13 protein-coding genes and 1 pseudogene are annotated in these 15,060 nt (G+C 52.4%); 12 read left to right on the top strand and 2 right to left on the bottom strand.

All coding sequences use genetic code 11. The annotated features are described in order from the left end of the window. From CPT76_RS19200 to CPT76_RS19190, 4 genes and pseudogenes are all read left to right on the top strand, one after another. On the top strand, positions 1–830 hold an 830-nt coding region (locus CPT76_RS19200), incomplete at its 5' end, for a family 43 glycosylhydrolase (protein WP_181152927.1). 17 nt (positions 831–847) lie between these two features. Next, a pseudogene (locus CPT76_RS40060) lies at positions 848–964 on the top strand (hypothetical protein); the annotation flags it as partial. A 37-nt stretch (positions 965–1,001) separates the two neighbouring features. Further along, the gene (locus tag CPT76_RS19195; RefSeq protein WP_258168593.1) at positions 1,002–2,342 is read left to right on the top strand and encodes a glycoside hydrolase family 43 protein; all 1,341 of its coding nucleotides are present in this window, start codon (positions 1,002–1,004) and stop codon (positions 2,340–2,342) included. A gap of 232 nt (positions 2,343–2,574) precedes the next feature. Further along, on the top strand, positions 2,575–3,573 hold the full coding sequence (locus CPT76_RS19190; RefSeq protein ID WP_105443968.1) for an endo-1,4-beta-xylanase: 999 nt from the start codon (positions 2,575–2,577) through the stop codon (positions 3,571–3,573). A gap of 80 nt (positions 3,574–3,653) precedes the next feature. Here the strand turns inward: CPT76_RS19190 and CPT76_RS19185 are convergent, their stop codons facing one another. Next, positions 3,654–4,496, bottom strand: a complete 843-nt coding sequence (locus tag CPT76_RS19185) for an AraC family transcriptional regulator (protein WP_181152926.1) — start codon at positions 4,494–4,496, stop codon at positions 3,654–3,656. A 130-nt stretch (positions 4,497–4,626) separates the two neighbouring features. Here CPT76_RS19185 and CPT76_RS19180 point away from each other — a divergent pair, with 130 nt between their 5' ends. The 5 genes from CPT76_RS19180 (at position 4,627) to CPT76_RS19160 (ending at position 9,518) form a co-directional block, all read left to right on the top strand. Beyond that, positions 4,627–6,123, top strand: coding sequence for an alpha-L-fucosidase (locus CPT76_RS19180; protein ID WP_105443966.1), 1,497 nt, complete (start codon positions 4,627–4,629; stop codon positions 6,121–6,123). A gap of 150 nt (positions 6,124–6,273) precedes the next feature. After that, positions 6,274–6,630: a VOC family protein gene (locus tag CPT76_RS19175; protein ID WP_105443965.1), complete on the top strand. Its 357-nt coding sequence runs from the start codon at positions 6,274–6,276 to the stop codon at positions 6,628–6,630. 54 nt (positions 6,631–6,684) lie between these two features. After that, on the top strand, positions 6,685–7,095 hold the full coding sequence (locus CPT76_RS19170; protein ID WP_258168592.1) for a P-loop nucleotide/nucleoside kinase family protein: 411 nt from the start codon (positions 6,685–6,687) through the stop codon (positions 7,093–7,095). 364 nt (positions 7,096–7,459) lie between these two features. Next, on the top strand, positions 7,460–8,935 hold the full coding sequence (locus CPT76_RS19165) for an NAD(P)/FAD-dependent oxidoreductase (RefSeq protein WP_105443964.1): 1,476 nt from the start codon (positions 7,460–7,462) through the stop codon (positions 8,933–8,935). Positions 8,936–9,002: 67 nt separating this feature from the next. Further along, positions 9,003–9,518, top strand: coding sequence for a TetR/AcrR family transcriptional regulator (locus CPT76_RS19160; RefSeq protein ID WP_308737619.1), 516 nt, complete (start codon positions 9,003–9,005; stop codon positions 9,516–9,518). A gap of 205 nt (positions 9,519–9,723) precedes the next feature. Here the strand turns inward: CPT76_RS19160 and CPT76_RS19155 are convergent, their stop codons facing one another. Continuing rightward, a complete protein-coding gene (locus tag CPT76_RS19155; protein WP_105443963.1) occupies positions 9,724–10,728 on the bottom strand; it encodes an aminoglycoside phosphotransferase family protein in 1,005 nt (334 codons plus the stop codon). A gap of 183 nt (positions 10,729–10,911) precedes the next feature. Between CPT76_RS19155 and CPT76_RS19150 the strand changes: the two genes are divergently transcribed. The 3 genes from CPT76_RS19150 to CPT76_RS19140 form a co-directional block, all read left to right on the top strand. Further along, positions 10,912–11,928: a response regulator transcription factor gene (locus CPT76_RS19150; protein ID WP_105443962.1), complete on the top strand. Its 1,017-nt coding sequence runs from the start codon at positions 10,912–10,914 to the stop codon at positions 11,926–11,928. Then, positions 11,925–13,763 carry a cache domain-containing sensor histidine kinase gene (locus tag CPT76_RS19145; protein WP_105443961.1) on the top strand — a complete coding sequence of 613 codons (1,839 nt, stop codon included), beginning with the start codon at positions 11,925–11,927 and terminating at the stop codon, positions 13,761–13,763. Before CPT76_RS19150 ends, CPT76_RS19145 begins: the two co-directional genes overlap by 4 nt. A 119-nt stretch (positions 13,764–13,882) precedes the next feature. Beyond that, positions 13,883–15,060: extracellular solute-binding protein (locus CPT76_RS19140; protein ID WP_146116355.1), on the top strand; the 1,178-nt coding region annotated here is incomplete at its 3' end.

Genomic DNA, 15,060 nt, shown 5'->3' with positions numbered 1-15,060 from the left:
GGATACACAAACCTATGATCACGATTAAAGGGCTGTTATGGGCGCCCGAGTTCCATATTATCGAGGACAGGCTGTACATTTTTCATGCGGCAACGACAGGCGAATTTTTCTATGAAGAGTGCCACGTGATGAAGCTGCGCGAGGGTGGGGACCCCACTTGCGCAGCTGACTGGTCGATGCCCCGGCGCGTCGTCAGGAAAGATGGTACCGAGTTATGCGAGGCGGGCAGGGTGATCTCCCTGGACATGACCGTCATCCAGGTGAACGGGGAATGTTACGCGGCTTGGTCGGAGCGGCAATTCGTGCCTGAAGATCTTGGCGCCTGGGTTTATATCGCGAAATTGGATCCGAAGGAGCCGTGGAGGCTGGCGAGCGATCCGGTGCTGCTGACCAAGCCGGACTTTGGCTGGGCCAATAACCATACCTTTGTCGATGAAGGGCCGTTTGCTTTGATCCGGGACGGCAGGATTTTTCTAACCTTCTCGAGCGCGGCGGTAGACGCTACTTATTGTGTAGGCCTGCTGACCGCCGATGCGAATGCGGACCTGCTGGATCCCGGCAGCTGGACGAAGGGCAATTATCCGCTGCTGACGTCGAGAAGCGTCCCGGGCGAATACGGTCCGGGCCATAATTCTTACATTACCGATGACGATGGCGTTACTTGGAACGTATACCATGCCCGACCTGGAGTAGAAGGGCCAAGAGGGTCCGGAATCCGCCGCGTTCATTTCGGCATGGACGAATATCCGGTGCTTGATTTAACGGAAGAAAGGGATTTGAACCCGGCTTTGGCCGAGGTGTCGATCGAAGTCATTGTACAACGCGATTAGGAAGGGGCAGAGAGAACATGTATCCAAATCCGATTATATGGGCCGATTATCCGGATCTTGATGTGATCCGGGTAGAGGATACCTACTATATGGTGAGCACGACGATGCACATGATGCCGGGCTGCGTCATTCTGCGATCATATGACCTGATTCAATGGGAGGTGGCTTCACATGTGTACGACGTACTGGACAATACGCCCGCACAGCGGCTCGAAGACGGCCAACATATTTACGGCCAGGGGCATGTGGGCGCCATCTTTTCGTCACCACAAGGGAAAATTCTACGTCATCTTCGTGGCGAACGATACCCGCCGGACTTACTTGTACACGGCAGATAGCGTAACCGGCCCATGGACGAAGCAATACATCGAGGGCTTTTATCACGACTGCTCCCTGCTGTTTGACGATGACGGCCGGACGTATCTGATTTACGGGAATGCCGAGATTCACCTGCTCGAATTGAAGGAGGATCTTTCCGGTCCCAAACCCGGCGGGCTGAACCGCGTTATCGTGAAAGAACGGGAGCCGTACCATCTCGGGTACGAGGGTGCTCACTTTTATAAGATCGATGGCAGGTATTATGCTTTCTTTATCCATATTTCGAAGGCTTCGGGGCGCCGAACGCAGGCCTGCTTTGCGGCGGATTCCTTGGAGGGCGAGTTTACGGGCGGTGAGGTCTTTAATGACGATATGGGGTATTTCAATTCAGGCGTAGCGCAGGGCGGCATAGTGGATACGCCGGACGGGAAATGGGTGGCTGTGCTGTTTCAGGATCACGGCGCCGTCGGCCGGATTCCGGTGCTTGTTCCGCTGCGCTTTGAGAACGGTTTTCCGGTATTCGCCAAAGCAGCACCCCCAATGATCGAGCTGCCAAGCACAAGACCCGGGTATACCTACCAGCCTTTGGTTGGAAGCGACGACTTTGATTACACGCCGGACGAAGATGGCAAAGTACGCCTGAAGGATGTTTGGCAGTGGAATCATACTCCTGACGATGCATTGTGGTCCGTAACGGACAAACCAGGAGTCTACCGGGTCACATCCGGCAAGATCAGCCCCAATTTGACGTTCGCGGTCAATACGCTGACGCAGCGCGCCATGGGACCGGCATGCGAAATAACGGTCACGCTGGACGGCAGCGGGCTGAAGGATGGCGATTATGCTGGCTTATGCTTTTTGATCGGTACCGTACGGCTTGATCGCCTTGACCAAGGAGACCGCTCCATATTCGGCAAACTGGTCGACGAAGAGCCCGGGACCGAACTCGCCAGAATCCCCGTGTCCGGAAACGTCGTCACACTCAAGACGATCGGCAATTTCGTGAACAATGCGGATGAGTGCATGTTTTATTACCGGGATGGTGCGGATTGGAAGCAGCTTGGGATTACGCACCAGATGGTATACAAGCTGGACCATTTTATGGGATGCCGCATCGGTCTGTTTTTGTTTTCCACCCGGGAGGTCGGAGGGACGGCGGATTTTTCCGATTTTCAATACCAGGTGCTGAAGTAACCCGACTTCCGTTTGCTCCTTATGCAAAAGGGGTGTTCCTCTGGGAATGTCCTCGTTTGTGCTGGATGTTATTTTGAAAGTCGCAAGGTGTGGTCAAAGACAACCATACTTTGCCGGGTGAGGACACAGTCAATGGCAGGTTGTTGCGTGATCATGAGGAGGCTTACACTTTGGGATGAAGGCGTCTTTCATGAAGCATTGGCGTGTAGAACTTCTCTAGGAGGGGATAGGTATGATGAGGTTGCGCGAAGCGTTTAAAGAACAGTTTTTGATCGGGGCCGCCGTCAATCCGGTGACGTTGGACTCGCAGCGTGATTTGCTTATCGAGCATTTCAACAGTGTGACTGCCGAAAATGAAATGAAATTCGAAAGGTTGCATCCTGCGGAGGACCGGTATACGTTTGAGGCTGCAGACCGTATGGTGGCCCTGGCTAAAGCCAACGGCATGGGAGTAAGGGGTCATACGCTGGTGTGGCACAATCAGACGCCGGCATGGGTGTTTGAAAATGAAGACGGCAGCCAAACGGATCGGGTGACGCTGCTTGCCCGCATGAAATCTCATATCAACACGGTCGTATCCCGTTACCGGGGAGAGCTCTATGCTTGGGACGTGGTGAACGAAGCGGTATCCGACAGCGGCAGCGAGCTGCTGCGGCCTTCGAAGTGGCTCGATATTATCGGCGAGGATTTCATCGCCAAGGCGTTTGAGTACGCCCATGAAGCCGATCCGGAGGCGCTGCTGTTCTACAACGATTACAACGAGGCCGATCCGGTGAAAAGCGAGAAAATCTACACGCTCGTCAAATCGCTGCTCGAGCAGGGGGTGCCGATCCATGGCATCGGGCTTCAGGCGCACTGGAGCCTGTATCACCCGTCCCTGGATAATATCCGCGTGGCGATCGAGAAATACGCCAGTTTGGGCGTGAAGCTGCATATTACGGAGCTGGACGTTTCGATGTTTGCGTTCGATGACCGGCGGACCGACCTCACGGCTCCGACGGAAGAGATGCTGGCTCTTCAAGCGGAACGTTACGGTCAATTTTTCCGGCTGTTCCAGGAATACAGCGAATATATCACCTCCGTCACTTTTTGGGGCGCTGCCGATGATTATACCTGGCTGGACCATTTCCCTGTGCGGGGCCGAAAGAATTGGCCATTCTTATTTGATGCGAAGCATCAGCCCAAACCGTCTTACTCGGAAGTGCTGAAGACAGTGGGCTTGACTCTTTAGGCAAGGCATATTTTTCATTGGAATGGTGCTTGTACAAGCACCATTTTTTTCGTGTTAACGGCAGCTGCACCAGCTTTTCATTAAGGCGATACCGTTTGATGTGAGTTGAAGGTCATCCGGTATGCGGTCGGCGAGAAGCCGGTCGATTCCTTGAAAATTCTGGATAAGTAGGAGATATCGGATATTCCGATCCGGTCGCCGATTTCAGATAACGGGAGGTTCGTCGTCACAAGCAGCAGTTTTGCTTCCTCCAGCCTTCTTTTCTTGATGTATTGAATCGGGGAAATCCCGAACTGGCGTTTAAATACACGGATGAAATAGTTGGGATGCAAATGAGCCTTTTCTGCCAAGTCCGCAATGGTCAGGTTGTGACGGTAGCTGCTCTGAATATACGAAATCACCTGTTCGAGAGGTTCGGGCTCCGTCGAACGATGGAGGCTGACCTCGGAGGAAACCGCGTGCTCAATATAATAAGACACCAATCTTAGCATGGCTGATTTCACAAGCAGCGGACCGCTAATGGAAGCCGCAGCATCGCTGTCGAGCAATTCGCGGAACAGCCGGATCGCTTCGCTGTCATTTTTTGTGTCCACATACAGTGGGGTTTGAATCAGGTCAAAGAGATTACGGTCCCCAATTCGAGCCGTAAAATGGCACCAATATTTCGTGTATCTGGGGCCCGAAGTGTAAGAATAGGACTGCTTCACGCCATGAGGCATAAGAAACCATTGTCCGGGTTTTGGACTGAATTCCGAATCGCCGATTTTCAGCCATCCCTCCCCGTCACAGATCAAATAAAACTTGTTGAAGTCCGGCGTATAGTCGAGCTCCCGCCAGTCCGTCCATACCTGGTTATATCCCATCGATGTGACCCGTACGTCCAGATTTTCCATATACAGCCTTGCTAGTGATTGGTTGCCCATATATGTATTCCCCGTTCTATATAGAGTAGATAATTTTATCCAACAGAAGGTTAGGATTCTGTATTCATTCATGGCATGAGGATTGCTAGGATAAAATCAATTCCTGATTCGAGCAAAGGAGGCAATACCGATGAACTGGAACGAAATCGCCGCAGGCCCCTACCAACCTACCTTTGAGTCCCTCCGCCAATTCGAATGTCCGGAGTGGTTCCGGGACGCCAAGCTTGGGATCTGGTCGCACTGGGGCGCCCAGTCCGTACCGATGTACGGAGACTGGTATGCACGGAACATCTACATTGAAGGTTCGGAACAATACCGATACCATGTCCGTCACTACGGGCACCCATCGAAATTTGGCTATAAAGATCTTGTGCAGCTGTGGAAAGCGGAGGCGTTTGACCCGGATGCCTTAATGGACTTATACACGGCAGCCGGGGCCAAATATTTTGTGGCGCAGGCGATGCACCATGATAACTTCTTCAATTATGATTCTAGCATCCATCGCTGGAACTCGGTCAATATGGGACCCAAAAAAGATATTGTCGCTCTGTGGAAGGATGCCGCCGCACGGCGTGGGCTGCCTTTTGGCCTAACGGAGCATCTCGGCGCCACATTCAGCTGGTTCCATTGGAATAAAGGCAGCGATAAGGAGGGGCCATATGCCGGCATTCCTTACGATGGGAACGATCCGGCGAATGAGGATTTGTATCTGCCCAATAAGGAACACCATCATGGCAGGATACAGGCTGATTCGATTGCGCCTTGGTATACGTCCAATCCATGGTGGCATCGTCACTGGTTTTCCGTGATGAAGGAAATCATTGATAAGTATCAGCCGGATCTGCTGTACTCGGACGGCGGGCTGCCGTTCACACCAGGCTACTGGGAAAAGCCGGAGCTGTCCCTGGATGATCCCGCCTACGAGGCTGGACTGCGCGCTGTCGCACACCTGTATAATACGAGCGCGGCGATTCATGGCGGCGTGAACCGTGCGGTTTATAACCAGAAGGATCGGCGCAAGGAAATATACACGATCGGCGTGCTGGATATCGAGCGGAGCCAAGAGCCTGACATTAAGCCTGAGCCGTGGCAGACCGACACATGCGTAGGGGACTGGTTCTATAATGTGAGGTCTGTGTATAAAAAGCCTGGGCATGTCATCGAGATCCTGGTCGATATCGTTTCTAAAAACGGCAATCTTCTCTTGAATATTCCGCAGAAGCCGGATGGTACGATCGACGACGAGTGCACGCATATCCTCAGGGAGATGGCCGAGTGGATTCGAGTCTGCGGAGAAGGAATATTTGGCACCCGCCCATTCCGCGTGTCAGGCGAAGGCCCTTCACAGGTGGTCATTGACCATTTCACCGAAAACAAAGTGGAATGGACAGCGGCAGATTACCGATTTACGCAGAAGGGGAATATTCTCTACGCCTTCCAAATGCGCTGGCCGGAGGATCGTCTGGCCGTCATTCGTACGTTGACCCCGGCTGACAAAGTAAAGTCCGTGCGGCTGCTGGGTGTGGGCGATGTACCGTTCGAACAGCCTTACGGAGCTCTGGTTGTTTCCCTTCCGGAGCATAGGCCGACAAATCATGCCCACTGCCTGGCTATTGAGCTCGGGTGACACGCTCGATGATCCATTTGGACCAGCATCGCTGGCTGAGATAGGAATATGATCGGTATAATAATATAATACTCGTTGGATTACGCCCTGCGGCTGATATAATGATGCCGTGGGGCGTTTTTAATAACTCTTGTTAAGGAGATGATGACGATGAAAGCGCTGAAGCTAAGGCCTTTTGTTCCGTCCGGTGAGGATTACCCGCTTGCTGTGCAGTTCTATGAGGATTTGGGATTTGAAAAAATCTTCACCAGCGATGAGCTGACGATTTTCCGGATGGACGAAACGGAATTCCATTTACAGAACTATCAGAACGCTGAATTGCAAATGAACTATATGCTGGAGCTATGCGTCCAGGATTTGGATGCGTGGTGGAGCCATCTTCAACACTCCGGTGTCGTCGGAAAATACGGCGTGAAAGCCAAGCCTCCTGAAATCCAGCCGTACGGCAGACGCGCCATCCACCTGCTGGATCCCGCCGGTGTTCTCTGGCATATTACAGAAGTCTGAACCCGGCCGAGTTGGCGCAGCTGATGACTTTTGTAGAGAGGAGGAAGATTACATATGGACGGTGATACGAAGCAAATCTATCTGATCTCCGGTCCGCTCGGGGTCGGAAAATCGACAACGTCGAAAGAGCTGGCTCGGCTCGTGGAACGCTGTGTGCTGATCGAGGGCGACGATTTACTCCACATGCAGATGACGGAGCCCGTCCCGACATGGGAGGAACGTCTGAGCTTGGCTTGGATGAATATCCTTTCGGTCACCAGAAACTTTATCCAAAACGATTTTCACGTCGTGATCGACTTTGTCGTCGAAGATGAATTCGAGTGGTTCTGCCGGCAGATCGCCGACTTAAACGTACAGCTCAAATATGCGGTACTGCACGCAGACGAAGAAACGATAGCGGAGCGGCTCCATAAGAGAGGGGATATCCATTCACTGGACCGGTCGCTGTTTTTGCTAAATAACTGAAGTCAGCAGCAGACAATGCGGATTATCTTGTGGATACGAATCAAAAGGATCCGGCCGAGACGGCCGCAGAAGTGATCCAACACGACAGGTTTTACGTTCCTATTTGAAAGTAACGGAAAGCGTGATTAAACAACGGCTGCCGCAGGGATAGACTGCTATTCTTCAAGTCTTCGTCGGCCGCCGTTTTGTTGTGCCCGAAAATGTCTGAAGAGGCAAATTGGGCGTCTGAAAAAGGAGTTGACAATAACTGTTAATCGCCGCATAATAACATTGACTGACTGAGTCAATCTAAATTAAGGGATTCATATTTTTTTGGAATATTGTAGACTGAATGAGTCAATCTAAAACTGGGAGGAATTATGTTATGGTTACCAAGGTGAACACAAGCAAGGCCATCGTCATCGGTGGAGGTATGGCGGGACTCATGACCGCACGCGTGCTTTCGGAACAATTCAAAGAGGTACTGATCGTCGAAAATGATGCCTATCCGGCAGGGCCGGACGTCCGGCCGGGAACGCCTCAGGCATTCCATCCGCATCGCTTTACGGCGCGGGGGAAAGCGGTCATCGAACGCCTCTTTCCTGGTTATGAGCAGGATATGATTGCGAACGGCTGCCCGTCTTCACTGAACAAAAACGCGTATTTCATGAACCAGTACGGCACCCTGGAAATGAAGTACGACCGGGATGATCTTAAATTCAGCAGAGCGCTTCTGGAGTGGGTCATCCGCCAGCGGGCGGCAGCCATTTCCAACGTGAAATTTCTGACGAAACACCAGGTGACGGGGTTGTTAACGAGCCCTGACGGATCCACGGTACTAGGGGTGCAGGCCAGAGACCGCGAGCAGTCCGGCAAGGAGAAAGCCCTGATGGCCGACCTGGTTATTGATACGAGCGGGCGATCTTCAAAGCTGTCGGGCTGGCTTACGGATCTGGGCTACGAGGTTCCCAAGCCGGATCTGTTGAAAGTTTCGCTCGGATACAGCACCCGCCGCTATAAAGTACCGCCGCACCTGACTCATTTGATCGATGAATGGGATGTCATCAACATTCAAGGGCAGCCTGCGAGCGGTACGTATACGAGTGTCTTCTCTTTTATCGAGAATGATACGGCTGAAGTGCTGCTCGCCCGTCCGGGCGGGAATTACCCTCCGACGGATGCCGCCGAATTCGAGAGCGCCTTGGAGCAGCTTCCGAGCCCGAAGATCGCAGAACTCGTCCGCGATTTCGAACCGATGGCGTCACCCAGACCTTTCCGCGTTCCGGAGTTGTACTGCCATCGATTCGAACAGATGCCGCTGTGGCCGCAAGGCTTGCTGGTCCTGGGAGATGCTTACTGCATCTATGACCCGATCTTCGGCCAGGGCATGACCGTGGCTGCCATCTCTGTCGAAATCCTGGAGGTTTGTCTGCGGGAACAGCGCGCTGAGGAACGGGCGGACTGGGAGCGCGGCGTGCTTCACCGAATCAAGGAGGCCATCGAGCCGGCGTTCTGGCTGAACTGTACGGCCGATCTCCGGTGGGAGGGTGTCGAATACCATGGGACGGATTCGAGCAAGAGGAACGCCTTCAGCCGGGAATATATGGAGCTGTTCCTGAGGTATGCGGTCAGCAAACCCGACTGGAAGTTCTATGGACTCTATTGGGCGGTTAATACGTTAGCGGTATCCCCCCGTAACATTTTCAATCCTGAGACAGCTGTCCAAGTGTTAACCGCTTCGGATGAGGGCAGGAAGCTGCTCTCCGGTCTTACGGCGGACAACGGCCAACCTGTGGAAACGATTCTCGAAGAAATACTTCCGCGGTTCCCTGAATCGCCGTTCGAGCTGGTAAGACCATAGCGATAGCCAAGATGGATTTGATATACTGGTAGAAAAAACGGTAGCTTCCGGTAAAGGGTACTTGACATTGGCACCATTAAACGAAGAGCAATTGCACCAAATTCGCGATGAACGAAAAGAACAAATCAAGGCGGCAGCGCTTCAGGTGTTTGCCCGCAAAGGCATCCTCAGCGCAAAGATGAGTATGATCGCGGAGACGGCAGGCATCAGCAACGGGCTGCTGTACCATTATTTTAAATCCAAAGACGAATTGTTTACGTCGCTCGTTCAGGAGGCGATGGCCGAATCTGAAGCGGCGCTGCGCAGTATCTATGACATGCCGGGAACGCCGCTCGAGAGAATCAAGGCGTTAACGGCTGAAATCCTAAATGAAGGCGGCGCGCCGTATTTCATGCTGATTCACCAGTCAATCACTTCCGACGGCGTGCCCGAGCAAGTCAAGCAGCTTCAACAGGAATATTCCATGGATTCCTCTGTCGATATACTGCTGCCGTTATTCAAGGAGGGTCAGCAGGCAGGGGAATTGGTGGAAGGAGATCCCCGGGAATCATCGCTTGTTACTTATCTGTCCTCTCCGGCGTAATGGTCATCAATTCGAATGGAAGCGAGGTATATCGAATTCCGAAGGTCGACATGCTGATGCGGCTGGTTGCCCGGAAATAAACGCAGTCTGTACATCGTGAAAAAAACTCTTTCCTACCCGTCTATCAAGGCGGTTGGAAAGAGTTTTATGATGTGTTCTCCGTATTTAAGAACAGCAATTCGTCTCCACCTCTAACGCTGCCTGCTTATCCAGCTCCATACTGGGCGAGATACTGTGGATACGAGCGGAGATGGACTGCTTTGGCCTTGCGCTGGGCCTCTTCCCGATGTTCCGGAACCTCCTCCGACTCGACGTAATCGGCCAGTACGTCAATGACGTCGTCCAGCAGTTTTGCCCGAAAATACAGCTCAAGCCGCTCGGCAACCGTTTCTCCTGCCGTGGCCAACACCTTCTCCCTCCAAACCGGCCATGATGGGCCATGCCTTAGCGGCCATAACATAACCGAATAATCCATCGCCGCATCTCCCTGGCCGGAAAGATCGTCCCAGTCGATGATCCGAAAGCTGTCCTTGCCGCAAGTCAGCACGTTGTTTCCGTTCAGATCGTTATGAACCACATCGCGCGCAGGGAGCTCGAAAGCCGGGGTCTGCCGGACGGTTTCCCTCAGCCTTTCGATCTCTTCTCCAAACCACGAAATGGTCTCATCCGACACAAAATCCCGCAGCAGCTCCCGGGATCCGCGGATTCCTTCCAAATCTTCCGTAAACCTGGATATGTACTCGTTTTCAAATGCATCCGCATAAGTGCGGGCTTCGGCTTCAGGCAGCATTCTGCGGAGAATGCCGTCGCGATGCAGCCTGGAGGCGGTCTCGATGACGCCCGTCAGAATAGCTTCAGGATTCGGCGCTTCCGCCAGCGGGACCGCATCCTCGATATATTCGAACACAAGGCCATACGGATACCCTTCTACGATCTCACTTTCAATCCTGTGGACCAGCTTGGGTGCGGCGTAGTGTTCGGCAAGATAACCGCTGACGTCCGCCCACTGCTGCAGCCGCTCGCTTTGATCGGGCGGAGCCAGCTTAACATGAAGCCGCGTGCGGCCGTCCGACAAGCGGAGAGACAAATTGCCGAAGCCTCCCGGATTATAGATATATGAAGCCTGGATATGATTCGGATCTAGACCGATCGCACCGGCATTCGCCGCTGCCCATTTTTCGATGATTTGTTCTGCCAGCCGTACATTCATAACAGCCTTCTGCCTCCTCGCCTTCTTTTGGTATATACCGGATATTGTAGCATGGAATGGGAGTGATTACCCGGCCGTCAAGAAGCAGGAAAAAACCATTCGTTCACGAATGGTTTTTTTAGATACCAGAAAGGATATCCCAAGCATCTTGGATAATTACCGACAATGGAGGGTTAGCGCAAAATGTACACCGTTCTGATCGCCGAAAATGAACCGTGGGTATTAAAAGGAATCGTCCAGATGGTGAAGACGGCCGGGGAGGAATTCGAGGTCGTTGGAGAATGCAGCAACGGGGAAGAAGCGTGGAGCATGATTCAAGAAGTATGGCCCATGCTCGTGATCACCGATATCATGATGCCCGAACTGGACGGGTTATCTTTGATCAAAAGAATAGCCGAGCATCGCATTCCGCTCGTATCGGTCATTATTAGCGGATACGACAATTTCCAATATGCCCAGAAGGCGATGACGTATGGCGTATCGGACTATTTGCTGAAGCCGGTAGAGTTTGAAACGATGACCGAAGCATTAAACCGATCGAAGGAGAAGCTGGAATCGCTAAAGGACCTGAACGATTATATCGTCAAGTTTCAGTCTTTACTGGATAACAGCCAGGGCTTGGCGGTCGATGCCGTGATGCACAAGCAGCGCCAATTCATCGAGTCCATCTTAAGGCTGCATCTGCTGAACAGAAATGCCCGGGTCGGGCTGCTGAACATGATGGAGCACAAACTGAAGAATCTGATGAATGAATTCGGCCTGGACTTCACGGACGTTCCGAAATATCAGTCAGGCGATGATGCGTCCACCCTGAAATATTACATGACACTGCTGGAAAAGTGGTACCTTGGATTCCCGGGAACACCGAAAACGAGCATGCCCGCGGCCATTGCCGAGTCGTGCCGGTATATCGACGCCAATTATAAAACGAACTTGTCGCTCACGGACATGGCGAACCTGACGAATTTCAGCGTCTCCCATTTCAGCGCACTGTTCAAAAAGCATACGGGCAGCTCGCTTGTCAGTTACGTCAACCGTTTGCGCGTTGATGAGGCCAAAAAGCTGCTCCGAACGACCTCATACGCCGTATCCGAAATTGCGGACATCGTCGGCTACTCGTCTACGCCCTATTTTACGCGGGTATTCAAGGCACTTGCCGGGGTGGCGCCCCTCGAATACAGAAAGAGGATGGGATCATGAAATGGAGCCATTGGCATTACCGCTTCTCTTTCAAGACGAAGATCCTCGGGCTGGTGCTGTCGGTGAGCTTTGTGTCCATAGCACTGATGGCGGTCTTCACATCCTACTACTACACGGAATCGGCCAAGGAAGATTTCTACACGATTGCCCAGGACTCAACCGCAAGAATCAATCATCAGCTGGACCGGTATTTTACGCAAATGGCCCAATCGACCTACGCTTCGATTGCCGGTCCATTGCCCTCGAATTCGCTGCTTGGCGACAATCCGGAGAGTGGTCTTCTTCAGAAATGGCTCATCAGCGGCGAGAATTTCAACCGGGAACAGGAAGCGCTGGTCGAAGGCATCATGTCGAAATATATCGCGATCAATTACTCCAACGTCCTGGGCATCGTTCTCCGTTCGCTGGACGGCCGGCTGATTTATTCGAAAGATCACTCCCTGAGCCATCCGATGATTGAATCCTCGCCCTGGATGGTAGGCCCCTTGTCCGATCAATTAAAAATCGTTCCCTCTTATTACCGCCATGAAGATGCGATTGTCCCCGCATACCCTTATATTACGCTCATCGTCCCTGTATTTGATCCGAATTCCCTTAAGCTCATCGGCAACCTGAATATCGCTTTATCGATTACGGAAATCCAGGATATTCTTGGACAGACGAGGCTCGGGAAAACAGGGTATTTTTTTATCGTCGATTCGAGCGGCGAAATCGTGTATCACCCGGACGTGAGTTTGGCGGGCCGGCACGTGGAGGACACGGCTCTGGGCCTCCTTCCCTTTGGTAAGCAGGATGCCGTCATTGTGCGAAACGGGGAAAAAATTCTAATGTCCGGCAACCGCTCGGAAGTGACCGGCTGGAATATGGTCGCCTCCGTGCCTATGCACGAGATGGCCAGCGGCCTGGACTTCGCTCGCAAGGCTACGCTGTGGGTGATGACGGGCATCATTGCGTTATCGCTGCTCTTTATCCCCAGGATGGTCGGCCAAGTGGTCCAGCCCATTCTTCACCTGCGGAATCTGATGAAGCGCGTGGAGACAGGCGATACCAAGGTCAGTGCGATCGTGGTTCCCGGCAGGGACGAAATTCAGCAACTGAACGGGAGCTTTAATCAGATGACGTCCAGGCTGAATAAGCTCATCCACACCGTCCATCGTCTGGAGATCAATGAGATGAAGCTGCAGCTGCGGCAAAGGGATGCCCATATTCAGGCGCTTCAGAGCCAGATCAATCCGCATTTGCTGTACAATACGCTGGAAATTATCAAGAGCATCGCTTTTATCGAGAAGGTGCCGACCATTGAGAAAATGGCAACCCGCCTGGCGGGCGTCTACCGCTATACCTCGAAAATGCCAGGATCGGAAGTGCTGCTGCGTGATGAACTGCAGAATCTGCACAATTATCTGGATATCATTCATATCCGATTTGATCATTTTCGCAGCAGCATATCGGTGCCTGAGTCCTGCATGGACTGCCGCATGATCAAGCTGTCGCTGCAGCCGATCGTGGAGAACAGCGTGAAGTACGCGGTCGAACCCAAAAACGGCCATGCCCAAATTACGGTGCAAGCCTATGAGAGAGAGGGCGACCTCGTCATCGACGTCACCGACAACGGGAATGGGTTCCCCGAGGAAGACCTGGAGCGGATCATGCATCGAATGGAGCTGGTGGAGCAGCAGGCAGAGCCGTTCGCCCAGGAGGAATCGGTTGGAATCATCAACGTACATGCCCGAATGGTGCTGAAATACGGATCATCCTACGGCGTCCGTGTACAGTCGTTACCGGGTAAAGGAAGCGTCGTCACGCTGAAATTCCCGAAAAAGATAAATTCATGATCGGAAATTCGGATAAAAAGATCATCATTTTGTGAAAAAGTGACCCCTGTCAGCAAGATATATTGAAATGGAAGAGGACAAAATCCTATGGGTAATGGAGGTCACCTGAAGTGAAACGAATGCTCTCAATCATCCTGGTTATGAGTCTCGTATTTTTAGCGGTCGTTGGATGTTCATCCGTGGGATCAGAGGATACGGGTACCGCGTCTGGAACGAACGGAGACAAGGACAAGCCGAAGAAGATCAAAATTGACATGATGATTGCATCATGGAAAGGCGGGGGCTGGCCGGACAACAACCATCCGATCATCAAGTACATCGATGACAAATTCAATGTGGATCTGCAAATTCAATGGGTGCCGAATGCTAATTTTTACGAAAAGCTGAACGTGATCGCGGCATCCGGCAAACTGCCCGACGTCATGCGGATCGATAGTCCAAGCCAATATCTGAAATGGGTGGAGGAGGGCGTATTTCAGGACTTGAAACCCCAGCTAGCCCAATATTCTCATTTGCAAAGCATCGCAAAACCGGAAGAATGGGCGCTGCTGAACCCGAAGGACCAAATCTTCGGCATTCCGATCTACGCCACGGCCCAAAATACCATTTACGTCCGCAAGGACTGGCTGGATAAGCTGGGCATTCCCGTACCGTCCCCGGATACATTCACCATCGACCAGTTTTATGATATCGCCAAAGCTTTCACGACCCAGGATCCGGACGGCAACGGGAAGAACGATACCTTCGGATTCTCGGCGCTTGGCAACGCAAGCCTGCTGGGCATGCCGGAGCTGTTTGCACCATTTGGGCTCGCGAATGGCTGGAAAGAGGAGAACGGCAAACTGATTCCGATGCAGGTCCAATCGGACGAATGGAAGGCGTTCCTGACCTTTATGAGCCGTGCATATAAAGAAGGTGTACTCGACAAAGACTTTGTTACGAATACGAACTTCAACGAGAAATACGCGCAGGGCAAAGTGGGCTTTGCCGACATGCATTACCAATTCAGCCAGCAAACCAATCAGCAGCTGCAGACGATTGCTCCTGGAGCTAAATTTGTGGAGCTGGCGCCGCCGATGGGCAAGGACGGGATGCGGGGAACGTCCACGCCGACGAGCGGAACGATCAAAGTCGTCCTGAGCAAGGACGTGGATGCCGACAAGCGGGACCGCATTCTGCAGTTGTTTGATTGGTGGGTATCGCCGGAAGGAGAAGACATCCTGAAGAACGGGATTGAAAATATTCATTACAAGAAAAACAGCAGCGGAGCCTATGAAATGACCGATGAGCTGAAGGC

The sequence above is a fragment of the Paenibacillus sp. AR247 genome, from assembly GCF_002968895.1.
GTDB classification, from domain to species: domain Bacteria; phylum Bacillota; class Bacilli; order Paenibacillales; family Paenibacillaceae; genus Paenibacillus_AQ; species Paenibacillus_AQ favisporus.
Note: the sequence above shows the minus strand (reverse complement) of the source record. Positions and strands in the feature narration are given on the sequence as shown.

Excerpts from the sequence above, each read along its gene's own strand:
- CPT76_RS19195 (WP_258168593.1), top strand. The coding sequence starts at position 1,002 with ATGTGTACGACGTACTGGACAATACGCCCGCACAGCGGCTCGAAGACG.
- CPT76_RS19170 (WP_258168592.1), top strand. The coding sequence starts at position 6,685 with ATGGACGGTGATACGAAGCAAATCTATCTGATCTCCGGTCCGCTCGGG.
- CPT76_RS19145 (WP_105443961.1), top strand. The coding sequence starts at position 11,925 with ATGAAATGGAGCCATTGGCATTACCGCTTCTCTTTCAAGACGAAGATC.
- CPT76_RS19150 (WP_105443962.1), top strand. The coding sequence starts at position 10,912 with ATGTACACCGTTCTGATCGCCGAAAATGAACCGTGGGTATTAAAAGGA.
- CPT76_RS19155 (WP_105443963.1), bottom strand. The coding sequence starts at position 10,728 with ATGAATGTACGGCTGGCAGAACAAATCATCGAAAAATGGGCAGCGGCG.
- CPT76_RS19180 (WP_105443966.1), top strand. The coding sequence starts at position 4,627 with ATGAACTGGAACGAAATCGCCGCAGGCCCCTACCAACCTACCTTTGAG.
- CPT76_RS19185 (WP_181152926.1), bottom strand. The coding sequence starts at position 4,496 with ATGGGCAACCAATCACTAGCAAGGCTGTATATGGAAAATCTGGACGTA.
- CPT76_RS19175 (WP_105443965.1), top strand. The coding sequence starts at position 6,274 with ATGAAAGCGCTGAAGCTAAGGCCTTTTGTTCCGTCCGGTGAGGATTAC.
- CPT76_RS19190 (WP_105443968.1), top strand. The coding sequence starts at position 2,575 with ATGATGAGGTTGCGCGAAGCGTTTAAAGAACAGTTTTTGATCGGGGCC.
- CPT76_RS19165 (WP_105443964.1), top strand. The coding sequence starts at position 7,460 with ATGGTTACCAAGGTGAACACAAGCAAGGCCATCGTCATCGGTGGAGGT.